19 protein-coding genes are annotated in these 20,400 nt (G+C 56.3%); 3 read left to right on the top strand and 16 right to left on the bottom strand.

Annotation, left to right across the window (positions count from 1 at the left end; translation table 11 throughout):
- Positions 1-197 precede the first annotated feature (197 nt).
- Together ACIQTS_RS17750 and ACIQTS_RS17745 are read left to right on the top strand one after the other, a co-directional pair.
- The gene (locus ACIQTS_RS17750) at positions 198-488 is read left to right on the top strand and encodes a hypothetical protein (protein ID WP_337446741.1); all 291 of its coding nucleotides are present in this window, start codon (positions 198-200) and stop codon (positions 486-488) included.
- Entirely contained in the window at positions 472-1,146 is a 675-nt protein-coding gene (locus tag ACIQTS_RS17745; RefSeq protein WP_402474233.1) for a hypothetical protein, read from the top strand. Before ACIQTS_RS17750 ends, ACIQTS_RS17745 begins: the two co-directional genes overlap by 17 nt.
- Here the strand turns inward: ACIQTS_RS17745 and ACIQTS_RS17740 are convergent.
- The 3 genes from ACIQTS_RS17740 to ACIQTS_RS17730 all read right to left on the bottom strand — a co-directional run bounded on the left by ACIQTS_RS17740 (position 1,143) and on the right by ACIQTS_RS17730 (position 7,458).
- Positions 1,143-1,745, bottom strand: coding sequence for a hypothetical protein (locus tag ACIQTS_RS17740; protein ID WP_402474231.1), 603 nt, complete (start codon positions 1,743-1,745; stop codon positions 1,143-1,145). The genes ACIQTS_RS17745 and ACIQTS_RS17740 overlap by 4 nt on opposite strands.
- A gap of 4 nt (positions 1,746-1,749) precedes the next feature.
- Positions 1,750-6,945 (bottom strand): CHC2 zinc finger domain-containing protein, encoded by a 5,196-nt coding sequence (locus ACIQTS_RS17735; RefSeq protein WP_402474229.1) that lies wholly within the window; start codon positions 6,943-6,945, stop codon positions 1,750-1,752.
- A 141-nt stretch (positions 6,946-7,086) separates the two neighbouring features.
- Positions 7,087-7,458, bottom strand: coding sequence for a hypothetical protein (locus ACIQTS_RS17730; protein WP_402474227.1), 372 nt, complete (start codon positions 7,456-7,458; stop codon positions 7,087-7,089).
- A gap of 439 nt (positions 7,459-7,897) precedes the next feature.
- On the opposite strand from ACIQTS_RS17730, the gene ACIQTS_RS17725 reads away from it, so the two are divergent.
- Positions 7,898-8,653, top strand: a complete 756-nt coding sequence (locus ACIQTS_RS17725; protein WP_402474225.1) for a hypothetical protein — start codon at positions 7,898-7,900, stop codon at positions 8,651-8,653.
- A gap of 82 nt (positions 8,654-8,735) precedes the next feature.
- On the opposite strand, the gene ACIQTS_RS17720 is transcribed toward ACIQTS_RS17725, so the two are convergent.
- From ACIQTS_RS17720 to ACIQTS_RS17660, 13 genes are all read right to left on the bottom strand, one after another.
- Complete coding sequence (locus tag ACIQTS_RS17720; RefSeq protein WP_402474224.1) at positions 8,736-9,242, bottom strand: prepilin peptidase; 507 nt, start codon at positions 9,240-9,242, stop codon at positions 8,736-8,738.
- 9 nt (positions 9,243-9,251) lie between these two features.
- Positions 9,252-12,227, bottom strand: coding sequence for a LysM peptidoglycan-binding domain-containing protein (locus tag ACIQTS_RS17715; RefSeq protein WP_402474222.1), 2,976 nt, complete (start codon positions 12,225-12,227; stop codon positions 9,252-9,254).
- Between the two features lie 151 nt (positions 12,228-12,378).
- The gene (locus tag ACIQTS_RS17710; RefSeq protein WP_011113072.1) at positions 12,379-13,368 is read right to left on the bottom strand and encodes an IS481-like element IS5564 family transposase; all 990 of its coding nucleotides are present in this window, start codon (positions 13,366-13,368) and stop codon (positions 12,379-12,381) included.
- Positions 13,368-14,543 carry a chloramphenicol efflux MFS transporter Cmx gene (gene cmx, locus ACIQTS_RS17705; RefSeq protein ID WP_005297378.1) on the bottom strand — a complete coding sequence of 392 codons (1,176 nt, stop codon included), beginning with the start codon at positions 14,541-14,543 and terminating at the stop codon, positions 13,368-13,370. Before cmx ends, ACIQTS_RS17710 begins: the two co-directional genes overlap by 1 nt.
- A gap of 21 nt (positions 14,544-14,564) precedes the next feature.
- A complete protein-coding gene (locus ACIQTS_RS17700; RefSeq protein ID WP_402474240.1) occupies positions 14,565-14,627 on the bottom strand; it encodes a chloramphenicol resistance leader peptide in 63 nt (20 codons plus the stop codon).
- 781 nt (positions 14,628-15,408) lie between these two features.
- Positions 15,409-16,386 (bottom strand): hypothetical protein, encoded by a 978-nt coding sequence (locus ACIQTS_RS17695; protein ID WP_402474217.1) that lies wholly within the window; start codon positions 16,384-16,386, stop codon positions 15,409-15,411.
- Entirely contained in the window at positions 16,374-16,994 is a 621-nt protein-coding gene (locus ACIQTS_RS17690) for a hypothetical protein (protein ID WP_402474215.1), read from the bottom strand. The genes ACIQTS_RS17695 and ACIQTS_RS17690 overlap by 13 nt, the downstream gene beginning before the upstream one ends.
- Before the next feature lie 5 nt (positions 16,995-16,999).
- Entirely contained in the window at positions 17,000-17,353 is a 354-nt protein-coding gene (locus ACIQTS_RS17685; RefSeq protein ID WP_402474239.1) for a pilus assembly protein TadG-related protein, read from the bottom strand.
- Positions 17,354-17,453: 100 nt separating this feature from the next.
- A complete protein-coding gene (locus ACIQTS_RS17680; RefSeq protein ID WP_402474213.1) occupies positions 17,454-17,885 on the bottom strand; it encodes a pilus assembly protein in 432 nt (143 codons plus the stop codon).
- On the bottom strand, positions 17,882-18,301 hold the full coding sequence (locus ACIQTS_RS17675) for a TadE/TadG family type IV pilus assembly protein (protein WP_402474210.1): 420 nt from the start codon (positions 18,299-18,301) through the stop codon (positions 17,882-17,884). Before ACIQTS_RS17675 ends, ACIQTS_RS17680 begins: the two co-directional genes overlap by 4 nt.
- 18 nt (positions 18,302-18,319) lie before the next feature.
- Positions 18,320-18,538 carry a hypothetical protein gene (locus tag ACIQTS_RS17670; protein ID WP_402474209.1) on the bottom strand — a complete coding sequence of 73 codons (219 nt, stop codon included), beginning with the start codon at positions 18,536-18,538 and terminating at the stop codon, positions 18,320-18,322.
- A 118-nt stretch (positions 18,539-18,656) separates the two neighbouring features.
- Positions 18,657-19,484, bottom strand: a complete 828-nt coding sequence (locus ACIQTS_RS17665) for a TadC protein (RefSeq protein ID WP_402474207.1) — start codon at positions 19,482-19,484, stop codon at positions 18,657-18,659.
- Between the two features lie 62 nt (positions 19,485-19,546).
- Positions 19,547-20,371 (bottom strand): type II secretion system F family protein, encoded by an 825-nt coding sequence (locus ACIQTS_RS17660; protein ID WP_402474204.1) that lies wholly within the window; start codon positions 20,369-20,371, stop codon positions 19,547-19,549.
- Between the last annotated feature and the right edge of the window lie 29 nt (positions 20,372-20,400).

Here is a 20,400-nt window from a genome sequence, read left to right as displayed (position 1 = left end):
CCTGCGTTGCAGGATTACTCGCTGCGCTCGAATCGGTCTGCACTCGGGCAAGCCCGAGTGAGCCGGGGATTTTTCTTGTGGTTGCGGAGGGCTCCGGGCCTGCGAGAAATCGTTTTGTTACTTTTCTGTGATAGTTGCTGGGCAGCTGTGCAAGGTGAGATAATAGCGCCAAACGTAACTAAGTAAAGGAGCTGGGCATGAGCGAGGACAAGTCCGATTGGTTGACCACGGAGGAAGTGAAAGAGCTGCTGGGGATCAGTGACTCAGGGATTCGGCAGCGCAGGTTGATGAGCAAGAGGAGTGAGCAGTCTGACTCCTCGGTGAAGGCTCCGTTTCCTGAGCCGTTGCATTCAAAAATCACGGTGTTCAGCCGCTCAGAAATTGAGGGGTACATGGCTACTGTGCAAAAGCTCTATGAGAAGGGCGAGTGGTTCGGCCGGCCTCCAAAGTTTGTAACTAAGGACAGTAGCAGTGAGCAAGATTCCTGAGACTCTAGAGCCTACACAGTTTGCTAACCCGTTCCCGGTTTCCTCTGATGAGCCCTGGTACAAAGCACCACATGTGCGCACTGTACTGGCCTTGGGATATCTGGCGTGGGAAAGAGAACATCATGCATTCCTCAATGCTCACCAGGTGGGCAAGGCTCTGGACGTTCACCCGGATACGGTACGTAGGTGGGCTCGCGGAACGCTTCCTGTTTCACGCCGAGAAACTGTCTATGAGCGGGTGAAAGTTGATCCGGTCCAGCTGGTCAACGAGCAGGTGCGGTTGGGTGTTGCGGAAGAAAGTGCTCATCGAGCTCGGCTTGCGCGTAGACCTGATGAAGACTGGGAGAAGCTCGGTTGGCTGGAGCCACACGGGATCTACTTGATGCATATGCCTTGGCTGCGCCTATGGATTCCTCGCATTAGCCGGCTATCGACTAAGGACCGGTGGAGAGTTCACCGCCCTGGTCAGGTTGTGATTCGTATGGTGCGAAATAATCGCTTCGAGGCAGAGCAGCTGAAATATGAGCTCTTGAAAGACCTGGAGGCCTGGAGAGTGCAAATTCCGCCCGAGTCCAAGGTCCAGGGGCGGAATAGCGTTATTTTAGATTCTGCGCCTTTGCCAGAGTTCTGGCTGAATAAGGCTGAGCGGATCTCTTAGATCTCCTTGAGGTTAATATCGCTGATCCATTTCATGTTCCATTGGCCAGCGCCGTAGTTATCGCTGTAGAGCTTCTCCAAGTACTCACCAATTCCGCGATCTCCAGTTTCTGCATAGGCGTGCATCAAGTCCTGCATCTGGTCAGGGGTGAGGTTTAGCGTGGCTGAACGCAGACGCTTGTAGTCATCCCCCATGGAATTCGTTCCTGAGACGCCCTGCATGCCCTTCACGGTAATTTTGGCACCTCGTTGTGCCATTCGTTTGCGGCTTCCCTTCAAGCTTTCCTGAATGGCTTTTTTACGTCCGGCCTTGGTAGATGCCACCTGCCGGCTCTTCTTCTTCAAAGTTTTTCCGTGCTGTAGGTTCGGCTTCTGAGTCCCTTTGACCCAACGCTGAATCGTTCGCTGACTGACTCCGAGCTCCTGGGCGGCACGTTTAGTATCAACCGTCCCATTTGGACGGTGAGCAACGGTTTTGAGCATGTCCAGAATGCTTTCGGACTTATTGCCTGAAACAGCTGCAGTCTCACGTCCGGTCATTGCCTTGAAGAACAGGCTTCGGCGGTCTGATGGTTCTGGTGCTTCTACGTCATCCCACATTTCGCTACTCCCCTTCCTTGTTCAGCAGCTCACGGACGGCTGTGAGATCCACACCGTTGCCAGTCAGGTACGGCATGAGTTTTTCCATCGTGGTGGTGCCTTCATGCTTGTAGGCTCCCGGCTTGCGGCCGTAGTTTCGTTCCAGCCCTGGCCATGCCTTCACGCCATCTGGTTCGTCAGATGCGTACAAGATCGTGTCTGTGAAAACAGCCAGTGGCCAGTTTCCGGTGTCATTGCCAATCTGCAGGATGCGCCGGATGATGTTTGCACCAGCACGGCCTTTGAGGAGGTCATAGCGTTCTGGAGCGTAGCCCATACGGCCCTGATGGTACTCGTGAGAGCCCATCATGCCGAAGGTGCGGACGTAGAGGCTCTTGATCACATCGCGTGCAGCCTGGGCATCTGGGTCCGCGGAGTCCAGTAGCGTGCGAGCATCGCTGATCTTCTTCACCCAAGTGCTGAAGATGCGAGTGTTTGTCGGCCATACGTAGGCTTCTTGTGGCTCGATTTCATACCCGAGATCCTTGGTGGCGCAGGCCAGGGTCTCTGTGGTGTACCAGAAAGCCCCTTCAATGTTGCGGCCTCCTGGATTGAAGATCGAGGGGTAGAGCCATTCGCCGGCTTCAGGTACTTCGATCTTCCAGTAGCCGGGAAGCTTCGGATCAAAGTCTGGGGCGGTGAGATGCTCAGCTTCCCCGATACCGTAGGAGGTGTCAGCTGCAGCAAGGTATGAAGCGCTTCGGTCGTAGGCGTGAACGTACTTCAGCTGCTTTTCCTCGGCACTTGGCTTGCGGGACCAGTTATGGTCCAGTACTAGGCCTGGAATCGTTGCCGGTGGAACTGGAGTGGAAGCGGCTAGGCTGTCTTTGCGATCCCTTCGGGTTTCCGACAGAAGGTTCAGGCCAGTACTGCTCGCCGAAACAGTGAATGGGTACTCCAAAGCATCGGAGAACTTCTGAAGGCGCACAGCAACTGTTCCTGTTGCTGCCGGCCCAACGAGCTTGCCCTCCTCATTCTTCTGAGCGATCAATGGGTAAGCATCATCGCCAAGCATAGGGATGAAAGCAACCATGCACCGCTCATCTGAACGGTCTTCTTCGCTGCGGTACACGCGCATGCTGCCCGAGATCTTTTCTCCCTTATGGGTCATCTCCCAGCCGTCAGCCAGCGCGTCAGCGAGGAATGGATGCCCCTTGGAGACTTCCTCCAGCAACTTACGGCGTGAATCGCGGTCCCTCGGAAGGTCTTGGGGGTCGATGCCGAAGATCTTGCAGGTAGCATCGTTGGTCAAGTAGATCTGACCTGGTGCGGTCTTGTAGCTCCACTGCCCTTCCTTCGAGCGTGTGCTACGGATGACGGTGCCTAAGTTCAGCCTATTGACCAGAGCCACGAACTCACCAACATGGGCAGGTATCTTCACGTCTGGGTTTACTGGCTGGCCAGGAAGGTACAGGCCATCGAGGTCGAGAACTGCACTTGAAGCAGCGAACTGCGGCTTGTTGGCGGCAGCTACCGTGTTCTTAGCCTGCGGTGGAGTTGATGAAACCGGCTCAGGGAATGGGGACGAGTCATTGGCTTGAGCAGTGTTTTCATCGCTGAGCACCACTAGTTCAGGCTCGGTAGGTTCTGGCTCGATTACAGGTGCGATCCGGGCATTCCAGCAGTCCTCGTGGATTGCCAGGCCATTGACGCTGCCTGCAGCGGCTTGTCCGCAATCCACGCAGGGCTGATACTCCTCAAGATGGGTCATGAGGATCTGGGCACCTGCCCGGTCGGTGAAAGTGTGGGAGGCCGGAACGGTGGGCTGCGGCGCTTCTGTAGGCTCTTGTGGCTCTCCCCAGGGGCTGAATACAGGCAGCCATTCAGGTGCATCAGCAGCCGGTCCTTGGCCGCTGCCGTCCGTTACCTGGTCGTTGCGGTTATCGTCGTTGTCATTGCCGAAAAGGACCGCTGCAGGAATATCCCAGACGCGGAGTTTCTTACCGGAAATGCGGCGCTGCGAGGCACACTTGCCATCGCTATCTCGGGTGATCCAGTTATGAGAAAGCATCGCAGAGCCGATAGACACTGAGGATTCGCCGAACGTGGAATCTGCGGCAGCTGCCATCTTGTTGGCTACACTCATGCAGATGCTCGGGAACAAGTAAACGCGTTCATCTTTGAGAGCACCGATTTTCTGGCCGGCTGGCTGGTAGATCGGCTCCCCGCTGTCGAAAGTGCTTCCACGCACTACCCAGCCTGCTTCTTCTGCGTTGAATGGCTGCCCTCCGTCAGAGGTAGTTACGTGTGCGTCATTGGAAGCTAGGGCTTCACGCAGGTAGTTGACCATACGGTGTGCAGAGTCGCCGGCGACATCGTTCTGGAGCTTGAGAGCTTCGAGGATGCCGAAATCGCCGTACATGAGGAAGTCATCAGCGTCAGCTTCGGTGAATGCGCCGTTGGCCACCATCATGCGTGCCATGAGGCGCAGGCCGTGTGAGCACCATTGCCCAGCATCGGAAAAACGTCCTTCCAGGCTGGAATCGTGAGGCAACTGGCGGACCTGCTTGACCCAGTAATCGTAAGGGTTACCGGGTTCGCCGCGGTGGTCCTGCCAGTACTGGCGCTCTTCGAGCTCCTTGTCCAAGGTCTTGGCTAGGTGCTGGATGAGCGATGATCCAAGCAATGCACGAGCATGCCGGGCTTTGGTGTTTTCCAGCTGCGGGAAAAGATCCTGGGCATCGGCAATATCGCCTGGGCTCAGCAGCAGTGTGAGCAGGCGGGTCTCAGCTGAGTCATCTGGACCAAGCTCGCCTGTGGTGATCAGCCCGGTGCGGAGCTGGCGGTCGTTCTTTACACCTCCCGAGATCGTACCCACGCTGCGCAACGTGCCGTTATAGTTCATTCGGGCCACATCGCCGAGCTTCTTTTGGGCCTTTTTAGGGTCACCGTCTGGTGCGAAGTCATCGACCAAGACAGGCATGTTGGTGGCCATGGCTGCGGTGCGCAGGATACCGAGGGCGGTGCCGCCTGAGTTAGCGCCAGAAATGACTTCTCGGCGTCCGTTGAAGTAGATCCCAGGTGCGAAGAACTGCATGCAGAGGTTCGCGGTAGCAGTCTTGTAGCTGGAGCGTCCGCCCTGCAGGTGAAGGGTGGCTTTGATGCGGTCGCGGAAGACGGATTCAAAAACGAAACCCATCAAGGGCATGATGATTCGAGCTGGCAGATGATCCATCATTGGGAAGACACCCGTTTCCCAGGCACTCAGGAGCTTTGAGGCATCCGAGGTGGGCTTGGGGAGCTTGTACACGCTCATAACGTCCGGGAGGGCAGTTTCTGCCTCAACCAGGCCGTCTTTCCCGATCACTCCATGTGCATGGACGAATACGGGTCCGTCTGGGGTGTCTCGCCAGCCTGTGGAGGTGTACTTGGGCGTCTTTTTGGAAGGCGATGGCAGAGCTTTGAGGATGCCATCGAATGCAGCGTCCCTGCCGCGGCGGCTAGTGGAGCCCAGAGCTGATGCACCATACCATGGGATCTCATCGACCCACTTACCTTTCTGGATGGTTTCAGCGTTCCAGGTAACGATCTCTGACTCGGTTTTGAAAGATCCGTCAGTGTTGCGTTCGATCTTTCCGTCCTGGTCGCGCTTCCAACGGTAGAAGGCTACGCGCATACCCAGCGAAGGCAGGGTGTATTCGTGTTCTTGGCCGTCATCTTCCACAAACTGATCGAGAACTTGAGCCCAGCAGCCAGTCAAGACAGCTTCAAACTTGTAGGTAAGCTCTCCGTCATTGTTAGTGCTTTGCGAGACGCGCACAATTTCGCCGCGACGCACGGCAAAGTGGCTGGAGGTGTTCGGCTGATGAGGAACGGGGTCGTTCTCCATCACTCCAGTTGAGAAGGTCTCGACCTGTTCACCGCCGATAGGCGTAACTGTGCCGACTTCGTTGTGGTCGCCCTTGAGGGCTGAGGTTTCTTTGAGGCCGACAAGCTTGTAAGTGTTCTCTACGAGTCCGAAAGAGTTCTCGCGAATCTTGGAAATCTCAGAAGCGATTTCCGCGTTCTCGCGGGAGATCTCTGGAGGGAGCTCAGTTGATTCACGGACCTGACCCAGACGGCGAGAAGCTTCCTTGGCCCAGGTATGAGCGGCCTTCTGATGGCTCTTATCCTCATCGTCATTGGAGGCTTCGCGGTACTGGGCAGTCGCTTCCTTGGTGGCTTCCTGCACCTTCTCGTAACTCTTCTTCGAGGCTTCAAGCTGCAGGAGCAGAGTAGCGTGCTGGAAGGAGACCTTGATGAGGTCGTTTACACCGAAGCCGGCTTCAAAATGATCGGTGAGATCGCTCTTCGAGTCCAAAGTTGCCGGAAGCACGATCTGAGGCCGGAGGCCCATTTCGTTGAAGAGCTTGAACAAGTTCACTGCGCGGTTATAGCCGGCCTGATCTCGGTCAGCGACGATGAAGACTGTGGTGTTGATGGGTTGGCCGGCTTCATCCTCTTGGACAAGCCAGGCAGCCATAGCATCGGTGAAGGAGCCGGAGCCCTGGGCGTTAGTCGTAGTGACTAGTCCCCTCTCAGCTCCATTGTCGGCGTCCTTCTCGCCTTCCACGACGTAGACGGATTTGCCAGCCTGGATGCCTTCAACGAGCTGTGGCAGCCGGTATGGCACGGGAACAAAGCCTTCCGGCTTCTTGCGGACAGTTTCACCGGTCGAAGAGTCTACGAAAGTCTGTACGAATCGCTTGGCAGGATGCGTTGAGATGGAGCATTCTTCGCGGATTACTTGCTGGACAAGGACGCCATCGATGTCGAAGTAGTCATAGGTGCGAGTGACTTTGAAACGGTGCCGGGGCTTAACCTCGCCAGCATCGTTTAGGGCTGCAATGCGTGGGGGAAGCTTCTCGCGGGTTGGTAACTTGCGAGGGGCTTTGCGATCGTTGTTCCACTGGTCGCGGGGCTTCTCTTCATCAAACAGATCAGTCGGTTCCAGTCCGAGGCCTTGGGTCAGGTCAGCAAAAGACGCTTCGCACCCGAAGCAATGCAGCAGAATGCGGCCGTCACGCCAGGTCACGTCGAGTGAAGGGGTGCGGTCGTCGTGGCAAGGGCAGAGCGTCTGGAAGTGATCCGAATTCTTCGTTGGGAAGCCGAGACGTTCTAAAGCGTTGAGTACGCGATCAAGTGATGAGCGCAGTGCAGGTATCGGTGAATTCTCAGACATGGGATTCACCTGCGATTACTTCACTGCTTGACACGCTGGAGGCGCGCATCACTAGTGCAAGTTGCTTCAAGATTGCTATCATGGAAGCACAATGCTCCTTCTGGAATAGGTGTATTAGTGACTCGATCTCAGATTTGGCGATCAATATCGAGTCAAATTCTTCGGATGGCCGCCCTGGCAGGGGCGGCCATTTCCGCTTAAGCGTAAAAAATCAAGCGACGGCTCCAGGTGGATCTTCTCGGACTTGGCGACGCTTAACAGCGCCAACGTAGTCAGGCACAGGAAGGTGCTGCCGTTCATAGAGTTGCTTGAGGACCCATGGGCCGAGATCCAAGTCTTCCTTGGCAGCAAGCTCATCAAAGAATGCAACGTCGCTTTCGGGGACGCGCACGTTAACCAAACGCCGTTTTCCAAAAGATCGTGTTGAAGCCATGGTTTGAGACTACCGGTAACTTGATTCAACATAGGCGTGGAGATGTGGTTCGGCGTGTCGTGCGTAGCTTTCATCTTCATGGCTAATTCCCTTCATGGTGCTTCTACACGTTCAAGGTCACCGCTTCAGAGCGACTTGGACACGAACACCAAAAAATTTTCAACAACTCTCAAATCTCGCTGGTTTGATCCAATCCACGTGTGCGTCCATCTCTCCCTCGCGCGCGCATATGTATATGTCTGCTCTCAAAGGTGGGACAGGTGGGACAGCGTGACTAAAGAGCCTAGTCAACCAATAATTTGAGGTGTCCCACCTTTAAAACGCCAAGGTGGGACACTTTTTAAAAGTCCTAGTCAGAGTGGCTCGGCTGTCCCACCTTTGTTTCTGCGAAAGGTGGGACAACCAAAAATTTTGGACGGTTTTGGACCCAAAGTGGACGGCGGAGTGGCATAGAGCACAACTTGTGGGTGCGGAGGGTTAGGGTGAAATGAACCTGCTTTCCACCGAATGGAGATTCCAATGCCACTGGCCCTAGTTCAAGATGACGAGTTGGAAGACCATGTAACTCCCGAGCTTGCCGCCGAGATTCGAGAGTCGATCCATGGCGGCGACTGCCGCGTTTGCAATCGACCTCTGAAGGCACCTCAGTCGGTCCGTCTGGATGTTTCGATCATTGAGTCCATGAGATTCACCGTGTGGGCACGACATGCAACGTGCCAGCCAAGCACTCAGGGCATGATGGGGAACATCGTCACCCCACATGACTACAGGTGGTCGATGTTCGGAACTGTCGTGGGCAAGCAGGAGGCACGAAAAAAGTGGTTCCGAAAGACTGCTGAGATAGTCAAGGTGCCAGTGCCAGCCATTATCTTGAACCCTTCAATCAACGGTCCGGCTGTAGATTTCGAGGATATTCAAAACGGCAGCACATCATTGATGGAGCCCTTCGCTAAAGCAGGGTATGAGCTGTTCACCAACCTTGCTTTGCTTGATCCGTCTCAACGGCCTGATACGGGCATGGTGTTGAAAGAGTCAGGTCAGGGTTTCAAGGTCCACAGCATGACAAAACCCTACGGATTCTATGATTTTGATGATTGCTACCCCGAGATCAGAGATTTCATCAAAGACAACGGCGGAGTCTTCATCTTCGTCACCTACCGCCATTTCGTAGACGATATCTTGGCGCTCGGCCCCGAAAACCAAATGCGTCTGCTGCAGATTGACGATGGATCAGTGCTCACCGCCTGGGTACCTCTTTCAACTGAGAGCAACTGAAACGGTGTCGAGATCCGAATGAGGATCAGTATCAGAAATGGATGGCCAGGCAACATTGCCGGCCATCCATTTCTCTTTGCAGCTACCCGAACACCAGGACTGCAAGGACACCGAGAATCATGTACGGCCCAAAGGCGAAGTGCTCGGTCATTCTTCGCGTCCTCAGCAGCAGTAGTACTACTCCGATGACTAGGGCGCAGAGCATGGGAGACAGGAGCCCATAGAAGACATGAGCCCAGGAAAGAGCGCCGAGGTAGAACCCAAGGACAGGTGCGAGTCTTACGTCGCCGAATCCCATTCCTTGCGGGTTAGCCAGATGGATGACCAGGTACACCACACCGTAGGCCACGCCGCCCAGCAGTACACCGAGAATCCGCTCTGGCATCCCTCCAGCCCAAAAGCCTGAGCATAAGGCCACGAGCGCCACAGCGGCCCAGCAGCGGACGATAGGAGCCGGTAGGCGATGCTCTTTCACATCAATGATGATCAAGGGCGCAGAGAACGCCAGGTACGCGAGAGCTGCGATGCAGAAGATGGCTGCAGCAAGAACATCTCCAGCTGCAGCCATCTGTCCAATGAGTCGAATCACGCGAGATCCTTATGAGGCTTTCGCCCGTTGCAGCACTTGAGAGTACTGGGCAATGACGTTAGCTGTCTCTGGATCTGGCCCGTCTTCTTCCAAAGCAGAGATCTGCTCGTAGATCTCCTCCACGGTCCGTTTGAAGCTTGCCTCATCAAACTGCTTTGCGTAACCGATCAGCTTGTGCCGGCGGTGGGCTTCAGAACGAGGGGACACCTGAATACCGATGACACCAGCCTGGATCAGCAGCTCATAATCTTGCTCCTCCAGAGCGCGCTCCCCCAGCTCATAGGCGACATCGGAAATCGCGGCGCGCATCTCGTTCATGTCCTTTTCGAGCCATTCGCCGGTATTGTGGTCGGCTCGAATTCCAGAAGACAGTGGAACGTCGCGGACAAGATCCAGAGCCGCTTTCAACCGTGCAGTGGAAGCGTTGAAAGGATCTGATCCTACGAGCTCCTGGAAGATGCTCCAGTCAGTACGCACATCAGGATGCAGACGGTATCCCTGTTCTTTGTTGTAGGGAAGCAAGTACTGTTCCCCTTCAGGCGAGGTGCCCAAGAACTTTCGAGCATTCGAGATCTTGGGATTGCGGTTGTTGCTGGTAACACGCTGATTGAAGTGCAGCGCCGCGTCGTACTGCTCGGTGTTGGCATTGGGATGCAGCGCCAGATAGGTGATGATTTCACGAGTGGTGGCCATCGAGCCCTTGCTACTGGCTGGCAAGTTCCCGCATGGATTCTCGATAGTGACTGCACCCAGCACACGAATGAACGGTGCTGATGGCAAGGTCACGGTGACCTCTTCCTCGGCAATATCCTTCGCACGATCCTTGAGCTTGATTGGGCGCTCTGTTTCCACCGCCGTCACAGCTGGCTTCTCCGGTGCCGGTACCTCCACAGGCTCAGCCGGAACTGGATCTTGTTCGGCGATTCCCAGGGCAGTGAGGATGTGCCGATACTTTTCTTCGGTCACTACCTGCGCGGCAAATTCAATCCCCGTTGGGGACAAGACAGCGCGGCCGTCACCGTTGACCTCCAGAGCCCAGTCCCCGGAAAGATGACCCTGGGTGATGGCAGCGATGCCCACACGAGGAGTCTTTTCGACGACTTGGGCCAGGCGCACAGCCACGTCTTTTTCTGGCAGGGTATCGAGCAAGATGATCTCTGGTGGCCAAGACTCGGCGTGTGGATGCGCTACACGAGCGTCCTGGGTGCTTTCGTATCCTTCGGCTTCCAAATCCTCTGCCAGCCGCTGTGCGCGCGCTTCAAGATCAGCGATGAGATCCTCAGCGGTGTTGAAGTACCGGCAGCGGCCGGTGTTGAACGCTTCAGGCAGTTCAGGGGCGAACCCCACGAGACTGACTAGTAGCTCTTCAGACCACCGGGAGCTGGCCAGCTCGATTGCCAGGGCAGTGAGCACTCCTTTCGCCGTGGCGTCATCGCCAGCGACATTGAGCGCTCTGGTCTGTTCCAAATCGATGAGCAAGTGGCCGTCATTATCGTCTCGACCAAGCGAGACGAGCCCTGGGTATGGGGCGGAAGTCTGACGCTCAAACTCTGGGAGGTCTGCGGGATTCAAGGTCCAGACGGTCTGATCGTCATGACCGGCCACGAAGGGCAGCGGAAGCCCCATTGGCTGATCTAGGTACACCTCGATAGATGAAGCTGACAGGCGTACTGCGAACAGTCGTGGCAGTCCCAGTCCCTTGTCCATAGCCCAACTGGCCAGGAAATGCAGAGCGCGATCCACATCATCGACGCTGGCAGGATCGGCAGCCGCGGTCAGCTCTGATTCAACCAGGTGCGCTTCACTGGTCATCGCAGGGATGCGCTCCCCCGGCTTGCGGCGACGCTCTTGCCTTCCCCGCTTGACCTTCAGCAATCCAATGACTCCTGCAGCCAGAATTCCCGCTGCACCCCATACGGTCGGGGCGGGAAGCTGCAACCCGCTGGAGCTCTCTTCATTCGGCGAAGGAGCCTGGTCCGCGATCACAACATCAGGGGACGAGTCAGCAACAGGTGCTGGTGTTTCAGCCTTCGGCGCAGCTTCTGGTGCCGCCTCTGCTTTGGTAGGTGCAGGTGCTGGTTTTTCCTTTTCGACCGGCTTCGGCTTTGATACTTCCTTGGCGACCGGTGCGGAAGCCTTCTGAGCGTCGGGGGCAATCACGCGATAGCCGGCCTTGAGTGCAGCTCCATCGCCCAGCTGCCGGCCGTCGAACTGCACGATGGAGGCTGAAGCGTTGTAGATGTCATCTGCCTTATCCGAGTCCTGGTACAAGTCTTTGGCGATGGATGAGAATGTTTCGCCGTCCTTGACCTTGTGCTCAACGTCCTTGGAAGGCGTTGCATCGGATGGAAGGGTGAGCTTCCAGCCAGAGTGAATGTAGTGGTCTTTAGATAGCGAGCTGCCGTCGTGCTGCTTTACTCCATAGTTGAGCTTGGCGATTTCCGGGAACCGGTTACCGTCCCCCAGTCGCTGCTCGGCAATGGACCAGAGGCTATCGCCGTTCTTCACGGACACAGTGGGTAGCTGCTGCTTTGATTCCTCTGCAGTCTTGACCGAGGCCTGGGAGCTTTTGGTGTGAGAAATGGTTTGAGAGATCTGCGTGCCTGCATCGATCTGAGGGGTCTCTGCGGCGAAAGCACCAGGCGCGCCAAAGACTGTCACCATTGCGATGATGGAGCCGATCAGCGCCTTGCCGGTCTTTTGCTGGATGGAGAGCCCTGGGAGTTGAGGCGGCTCGACGTTCCTGATCATTGCAGGGATGACCGATAAGATGCCAAAAGCGAAGGTTGCCCAGGCGATCCAACCAATGATTGGTAGAACGCTTTCAATCAGGAGTGGGCCGGCCAGCCCTGGAAGCAGGAAGAGATCCTGCAGGCTTTGCATCGAGGGGATCGGATTTCCGGCCAGGTGGATGAGTGCGAACGGCACTCCGACTAGCATCACCACCAGCGTGATGAGCGAGCCTAGGCCTTTGAGGATACGCATCTAAACACCCCTACTTACTATCGTCTACTGTTACTAAGTCTAAGGGGAATGGCCGAACCTATCAAGAGCGGTAGACAGTCCCCTTAATAGCCAAGGTCACCGGATCTCCAGAGGTTGGACAGTAGAGCTCGGATTATGTGTGCGGCTTCGCCTAGGTGTGATGTCCAGGGACGTTGTTGAGTCGGTCGAAGGGTACGCCGCCAATCGCAGAGTGGTGTCGGTGGTGGTTGTAGAAGTGGAGCCAGCCGGGCAGCGCCAGGCGTCGTTCGGCCTCTGAACCGTAAAACCTGGCATAGGCCCAGCCGTCCCCGAGCGTGCGGTGGAATCGCTCGATCTTCCCGTTCGTCTGCGGCCGGTAGGGGCGTGTCCGCTTGTGTCGGATGCCGAGCCGAGCGCAGAAGTCCCTCCATGCGTGGGATCTGTATGCCGACCCGTTGTCGGATAGGACTCGCTCGACGGTCACGCCTCGTTCGGCGAACCAGGCCACGGCGCGTTCGAGAACTCCCACCGCTGTGCTCGCCTGCTCATCCGACCAGATTTCTGCGTATGCGACGCGGGAGTGGTCGTCGATGACTGTGTGAACGAACGCCGTCCCGGTGCGCGGCTTGTGATCTTTTCCTCGTGGTAATCCCGGAGTCGCGAGCTTGTTCCGTGCGCCTTGCTGCCGACCTACGTAACGATGTCCACCGCCGTCGGGGATGTTGCCGAACTTCGTGACATCGACATGAATCAACGATCCCGGATGAGGATGCTCATATCGCCGCAATGGCTCGCCAGTGACACGATCGATATGCGAGAGGCGGTTCACGCGGCAACGGACGAGGACCGCGTGAACAGTCGACGTCGAGAGACCAAGTCGCGCAGCGATCTGGGCTGGCCCCAGTCGAAGCCGCCAGCGCAGGTTGATGATCTTCTTCTTGACATGCTCGGGCGTCCTGCCTGGGATCCGGTGCGGCTTGCTGGAGCGATCCTGCATCCCAAACTCACCCTCTTCCCGGTAGCGGCCTGCCCATTTCCGGGCAGTGATCGGGGAGACCATGAACATCTTTGCGGCGATCGTGGCCGGATAGCCGTCTTCGACAATCAGCCGAGCTAACCGGAGACGGGCACGAGGAGTGAGAAGAGCGTTCGGATGGGTCATCAATTGGCCTCCGCCGCGGTCTTCGTAAGCGCGCGTCTGGTGAGAAGCATGATGACGAGAGCGATCGCTGTCAGCACCGAAGCGACCCAAACCGGCGCGAGCAGCCCCAGCCCGGTCGCGAGCCCGAGCGCACCAAGCACGGGCCCCGCTGCAGCTCCGATATTCAATGCTGCGGTTGCGTACGAACCGCCCATCGTTGGCGCACCCGATGCTGCATACAGCACACGCGTGATCAGAGTACTGCCGACGCCGAACGACAGGAATCCCTGAACGAGGACGAGGACGATAAGCGCAACGGGATGAGATGCGACCACTGCCAACACGATCCAGCCTGTCAGCAATAGCGGTCCGCCGACTGCGAGCACGAGGCCAGGTCGTTGATCTGATAGTCGTCCTGCGATCGTGACGCCAAGGAACGATCCGATGCCGAACATCACCAGCGCGACGGACACCCACGCTTCGGCCAAGCCCGCGGTCTCGGTCACGATGGGTGCCAGGAAGGTGAATGCCGCAAAGGTCCCTCCGTTGATCAGCGCTCCGAGTGCCATGGCCAGGATGAGCCGCGGCGTCGCCAACTGGCTGAGCTCGACACGGAGCCTTGGTGAGGTCGCGCTAGTCTCGCTCCGACCAACATTGTTCGTGACGCCACGAATGACTCCAACGGCCGCGGGAATACAGAGGATGGCGATCGCCCAGAACGTCGTTCGCCAGCCCAGCGCTGTGCCGAGCAGTGCCCCGGCGGGGACGCCCACGACGGTTGCGATCGTCGTGCCGGAGAGCAGGATCGACAGTGCACGCCCCTTCTGGTTCGCTGGCACGAGGGTAGTGGCCGTGCTCAGTGCTACGGCGAGGAATCCTGCGTTTGCGAGAGCGCTGAGCACCCGGGTGATGAGCAGGAGAGAGAACACTGGTGTCATCGCTCCGATGACGTGGCTTCCCGCGAACACGAGAAGGCAAACGATCAATGTGAGCCGCGGTGGCCAACGGCGAGCGAATGCCGCCATCACTGGCGCGCCGACGACCATACCGACTGCGAATGCGGAGGTCAGCAGGCCCGCAGTGCCGACCGAGACGTCAAGTTCGGTCGCGATCGCGGGGAGCAATCCCGCGAGCATGAATTCTGAAGTGCCCATGACGAAGACCGCCAGGGCAAGCATGTAGAGGGCAAAAGGCATCGAGTACTCCGAGGTGTGAGATCAAGAAATGGTTCTTCTTGTCACCACGGCCAGCGCCCCGGGGTACGCCAGACATACGCCCACACAGATCGTGGGCGTCGTAACTAGTGGTTCAAGGGGCTGGCGGTGTGACCGACAACCCCTGACCTGTCTGATTCGGGACTCGACATGCCCCAAACTCTAACATGCCTTCAATGGCAAGCGGTCTGGACAGATACTTCTTGAATCGGCACGGTGTCATTACGGGCGGGGGCCAGAACAACGTCCCTGGACATCACACCTAGGAATGTCCTAAGTGCCGTAAGTCTGTAACTTGCGCTGGACGGCAGATAACCCGTGTTCCCTAGCTAAACCCTATAAAGTGGTACTCGACTACACACCCCCGTCGTGCATCAAGATTTATTCCTGGGCGCATGGAACCGTGCTGGAGCGGTCAAGGTGGGTTAGTGGAGCAGAATCGTTGGTCTTCTGCTTCGCTGGCTCATTGTCTAGCAACGGAAAGGGGGTGAAATCATGGCGAAGTCTAAAGACCATTGCAGCTGCTGCAAGAAAAAGACGAAAGCCACGGCAGTCTCAAATCTCTTGGAGGGGATTCGACTGCTCGTGGCTCTCGTGAAGGTCATTGTTGAAACCATGATCTAAGTGGTTACTTGACCAGTGGCTCCGGTGTTCGCAGCACCGGGGCCACCCTTATTTCAGGGCTTCAGAAAACTTGGTCGGCTGGCAGCTTTACAGGTTTTCATCCTTTCGGACACCTGCATTGTCTCACTCTCTACGCATAGTTTACAAGCGGCGAGCCAGTTACATTAGCACACACAAGGGCCAGGCTAGTGCGAGTACTAGCCTGGCCCTGGTCTTGTGGGATCTATCGGATGACGGTCTGCATTTCGCCGATCTCCAGCGAAGTGCTTGATGTCCTGGTGGCGGTGAGTGTTCCGCTGGCACCAGAGGTGCTCCACTCAAAGACCCAGTTCGCGGTGGCTGAGACTGGGAATCTGCCACCTGAATGATTCTTGGACATCTTCTCGTACATATGGCCGCAGTCCGGTGACGGATTCAAGCCAGCTGCCGGGGTGAAAGGTGTGCCGGCACCGTTGCACTGCACTGTGCTTCCATCGCCCATGTTCCAGACGATATTGGTGACCTTGGCCGTGCCGGTGATCGCCAGGCCTTCATAGGCTGCAGATTTCTTGTAAGGGCCGAAAGTCTTCTCGGAGGGGTTATTGACCCACATCCAGACTGGGAGGCCTACAGAGCCGACCGATCCGGCATCTGGCTTTGGTGCAATACCAATGTCGATCTTTCGGATGTCGTAGCTGGCCCAGAGTCTGGCAGCGGCTTCTTCGGGAGTGATCGTTGGAGGGATAGCATTTTCATCCAATGCAACCTCTGGTCCCCGGCTCCATCCTGAGATGGAGTTGCCGGACCATTGAGGGCACATGGTGTTGTAGACGATCATCTTCATTTCTTTGACTTCTTCAGGATCGTTGTCTGGAGAGGCCTTGAAGTAACACTGGAGGTTCATGCCTTCGCCGGTGTAGACGTACCAGGTGCCGTGTTTACTGCTGCAGTCCACCTTCACGTCCTTGCCAGAGCTAGGTGCCGTCGCGTAGCAGCCACCTTTGCTGTGGCCGTTGCCGTTGCCCTTCGGCTTGTCCTTTTTCCCCTCGTTTCCATCCTTAGAATCACCGCAATCAAATGCACCTTTAGCATCGTTCCAGGTGCAGCCTGCAGCGCTACCGGCCGCATCGGAAGCTGCAGGGATTCCGATTACCAGAACCACTAAACCGATGATCACCAACAGGGCACCGAAGATGCGTCCAGAGGACTTTAGAATTTGCATGGTTCACCAGTGCCTGAGTCAGAGAAATAAGACCAGGAGCCCTTGTCCTTGTCCCAGAAAAAGATTCCCGTGTGGCGGAGATATTGACTCTTTGGCTTCTCGCCGGAAGCTGCAGGCTTATCGTCTGGGCCATAAGCTTGGATGCTCTTGATGTCGTAGCAGGTATCAATATTTACCTGGCTGAACTTGCCGTACTGGCTGTGATCGATAGCGTCTACACTGAGTACTTTGAACTGCTGGACACCCTTGGTGTAGTACCCATTTTTAGCTGCAGTTTTTGCGTTCAAGTCGGCCTCGTTGCCAACGTTGCCGTACTTCAGTAGGTAGTCGAAGTCCTTCCACCCCTTGCTATATACCTTTGCGCGGTCTTCTTCATATTGCTTGAGGAGATCCACCACGAGCTCTTCGGCGTTCTTCTTTGAGGTCGGTGCGGTGTTGAGCAGCGGAGTAGCTGGCTTGGTCGGTGAAGCTGTTTCCGTGGAACTAGTTGTAGGCGACTCGCTTAGAGGTGGCAGCGAGGATTCTTCTGTTGGAGTGGTTGCAGTGCAGGCCGTAGCCGAGAGGAGCAACGCGACCAGTGGAAGTGCGAGGGCTTTGGTTTTGTTCATGATCATCACTGCTTTCGTAATTCCGCTGTCGCTGTCGCTGAGCTGGGGAGACTGTCGATTCCTATTGCTGAGAGGAATATTGTCCGTGTGCTCTTATTTACCGTAACGGTCACAGTATTTGACGTGGTACTTACGTTTCCGGTGAGTCCCGCTGCGTGAATGTACTCGTTGGCCAGGCGTCGAGCGTGGAAAGAACTGATTACTGGAGCTCGTCCATTGACTGATTCCGGTGAGATCCGGCCGGCCCCGGCGCGTGCAGCTGCCTCGGCAACGTTCTGCGCTTCCTGGCTGCCGGCGATTTTCGCTCCCCCATCGATGACGAGGCCTGTAGCCAGCAGGAGCGCGACGGCAAACACCATACCTAGCATGGTGTTTGAACCGCGTTCATCATGGGAGCGCGGTACTTTGACTTGTCCCTTTGGTAGGTGTGCTTTCATCGGTTCTTCTCCTTTCTGCTGGCTATCGTTGGCGGTAGGGATCTACGGGTGACGACGCTGTTTTGGTAACGGTTGTCGAGTTCGGTAACCCTGGCATGAGACCTGATAGTGGGACGGTGCAAGCGACGGTCACAGATACTTTTCCGGTCTGCCCGAGAGGTGCCCGATACTGGCTTGTATCTACCGATGTGCGTGGAGTACGGCAGAGGGCATCTGACTGCCTGAGCGAGTGCATGGCACCGTTGTAGGCTTTGCTGTTCGCTTCTCCCACGGTTCGGGCAATAGAGCCTTCACGGGCCGCCGCGTTAGCGGCTTGCTGCACCGCGTTCTGCGTGATGCTGAAGCGGATACCGACGATAAGCAGCCCTAGCAATACGAGGAGGGCTGAAACCATGATGACGCCCTCCATGACAGCGTTGCCGGTGTCGTCTTTGAGGTCTGAAAGCTTTTTCATGGTGTGGTCCATCGTTCGGTCGGTCCACTGTAAGTGACCTTGATTTGTGGCCCTGCCCAAAGTGGAACTAGTGATGGACCACGTCCTGTGACGGTGACAGTGGTATCCACTGCACCGCGTGAGACGCTGACCGAGGCACCACTGAGGGTATTGTCCTGGTCGATGACTCCATAACCGGCCTGGCGGCCTGCTGCGGCGCTGCCGTCGTAGGTTTTGGCATTGGTGTAAGCGGAGCTGGCTGCTGCTTGGGCAATGTTGTGAGCGTGAGCCCAGAATGCACCTTGGAAGATGATCCAGATGAGGGTTAGGACAGCTGGTAGGAAGATGACCTGCTGCAGCGTGACATTGCCACGATCATCAGCCCAGCGACGTTGGGTTGTCGTGAGCTGATGATCGGTGGCTGGAGTTTTGGTCACGTGAAGATCCTTTGCTGCCTAGAGAGGCATCTCCGAGGCCTTGTTGTTGATTGCGGCGATAACGATGGCCACAATCGCCAGAGCCACGATAGAGATGGCTACGGTCCAGATGATCTGTTCCAGGGTGAGCGAGCCGCGGTCGTCTTTGAGGCGGCGGGTGTAGGCATCCTTGGTGTTCTGGAGCAGGTTCACCCCTGCGACGTAAAGAGTGGTGGTCAGGTTCGTGAGCTTGTTCATTTTTCCTCCTAGGTTGGGAAGCTCTTAATAGATCAAGGTTGTTGGAAATTGGGAGTTTGGACAGCGAGCCTATGAAAACTTTTTCATTGATTCAGATGTGTTTGTTATCCCAATGGTACTAACTCATGAGCAGTTTGGTCAGTGCAGGGGTAGCGATGAGCACGATGAAGACCACGCCCATCATTGCCATGGGTAATGTGGTTTTTTCGGTATCAGCGTTGGCTTTGGTGCGTGCATCATTGAGCATCTGGATGCGCAGGCTTTTGCCGCGGTTGCGCAGTGGTTCGTAGACACTGGCACCTTCTGTGCCGGCGATCTTCATGAGGTCGGCGAGATCTGCTAGTTCAGGCACCCCCAGCTCCTTGGATAACCGCTTGAAACTGTCCCAGGGGCGGATTCCTTGGTACTTGGCTAACTGCAGTTCTTCTTGCAGCCTTTTGAAGACCCAGGAGTCGGCAACTTCTGCTGCACGGGTCAGTGCAACTTGAGGTGTTGAGTTCCTGCGGCGTTCGGCGGCCACGAGCTCGATGTAGGTTGCGACAGCCCGTGAGAATTCTTGACGTGCTTCTTTGGCCTTTTGTGTGACGGTGAGATTGACGGCGTACATCAGGACTAGTGCCAGGATGAGGCTTAAAGGCAGTGAGAAGAGAATTGTGGTTACTGGCATTCCAGTGATGAGGGTGAACATCACACCGAGAACGGGTGGCAGAATGAGCCCGGCGACTCCCGCTACGGCTTGGTGAGTTGCGTGTGTCAGGGAGCTGGTGCGAGTGAGGTCTAGATCCCGAGGATCGACGCGCAGGAAGTTGAGCCAAGATTGGCGCTGCATTGCGGTACCAAGCTGTTCATTCCACTTCGATGCTGGGGCTTTCTCCGAGGTGCTACCTAGGACTTCGAGTGCAGCGGATACTTTCACATGTTTGGGTACGAAAGCGCTGACTGCCACGAGGATTCCTAAACCGGCTATGGCTCCGAGGATCAGGACGCTCCATAACTGAAGTTGCATGGTTACTGCTCTCCTTCGGTCAGAATTCGTGGGGGTAGTTCAGGTTTTGACAGCTTGGCCATCCAGATCAGGCATAGTGCGTAGAGGCCAAGGATGGCTGCAAGCACGAGTTGCCCTACTGGTGTTGAGTAGAAGGTGAAGAAGTCTTTTGCAAGGACAGATCCGAAGATCAGCATAGCTAGCGTGATGATAGTGACCATTCGGGAGGTGGTTCTATTTGATTCGCGTGCTGCATCGATTTCACGACGCTGCCTTACTTCGTCAAAGAGCAACGCTGAGAGGTCATCCAGTGCATCAGGAAGGCCAGCGACGTTAATGCGCGAGGCCAAGATCAGGTGGGCTGCTAGAAGGTCAGCGCTGGGGTCGTTGAGGTCGTCGGCAAATGCTTTGAAAGCACGCTTGGGTATCCAACGGGATTGAAGTTTGGCAACCAGCGCTTGGACTTCCGGTTTGATTTCATCTGGCGCATTTGGCGCTGAACGGATGATGGCTTGGACAAGACTGTTCGCGCCGGTACTGATCAAGCCGGAGAGCTGCCGTGACCAGGTTTCCAGAGCATCGAGCTTATCGACTTGCTTGATAGCTTCACTGGCGGTGAAGATTCGTGGGAGGAAGATCCCTCCCAGTACTAGGGCGATAAACGCTACAGGCCAGCCGGTCAGGCTGAAGACGATGATGCCTAGGATGATGCCAGCAGCTAGAAAGATCAGGCGACGGGCACCGAGGGCTTCCTTGAGTTTCTCGCCCAGGCTCTTGCTCCGAGACTTGATCTTGGAGGGACCAGTCACGGAATTCTTGCCAGAGACGCCTAATGCGATGAGGGTCAATCCCACGAAGAAAACAATGACCAGGAGCG

This window comes from Glutamicibacter sp. NPDC090743 (assembly GCF_044769125.1).
In the GTDB taxonomy this organism is placed as follows: domain Bacteria; phylum Actinomycetota; class Actinomycetes; order Actinomycetales; family Micrococcaceae; genus Glutamicibacter.
This window is presented reverse-complemented; position numbering and strand designations above follow the sequence as displayed.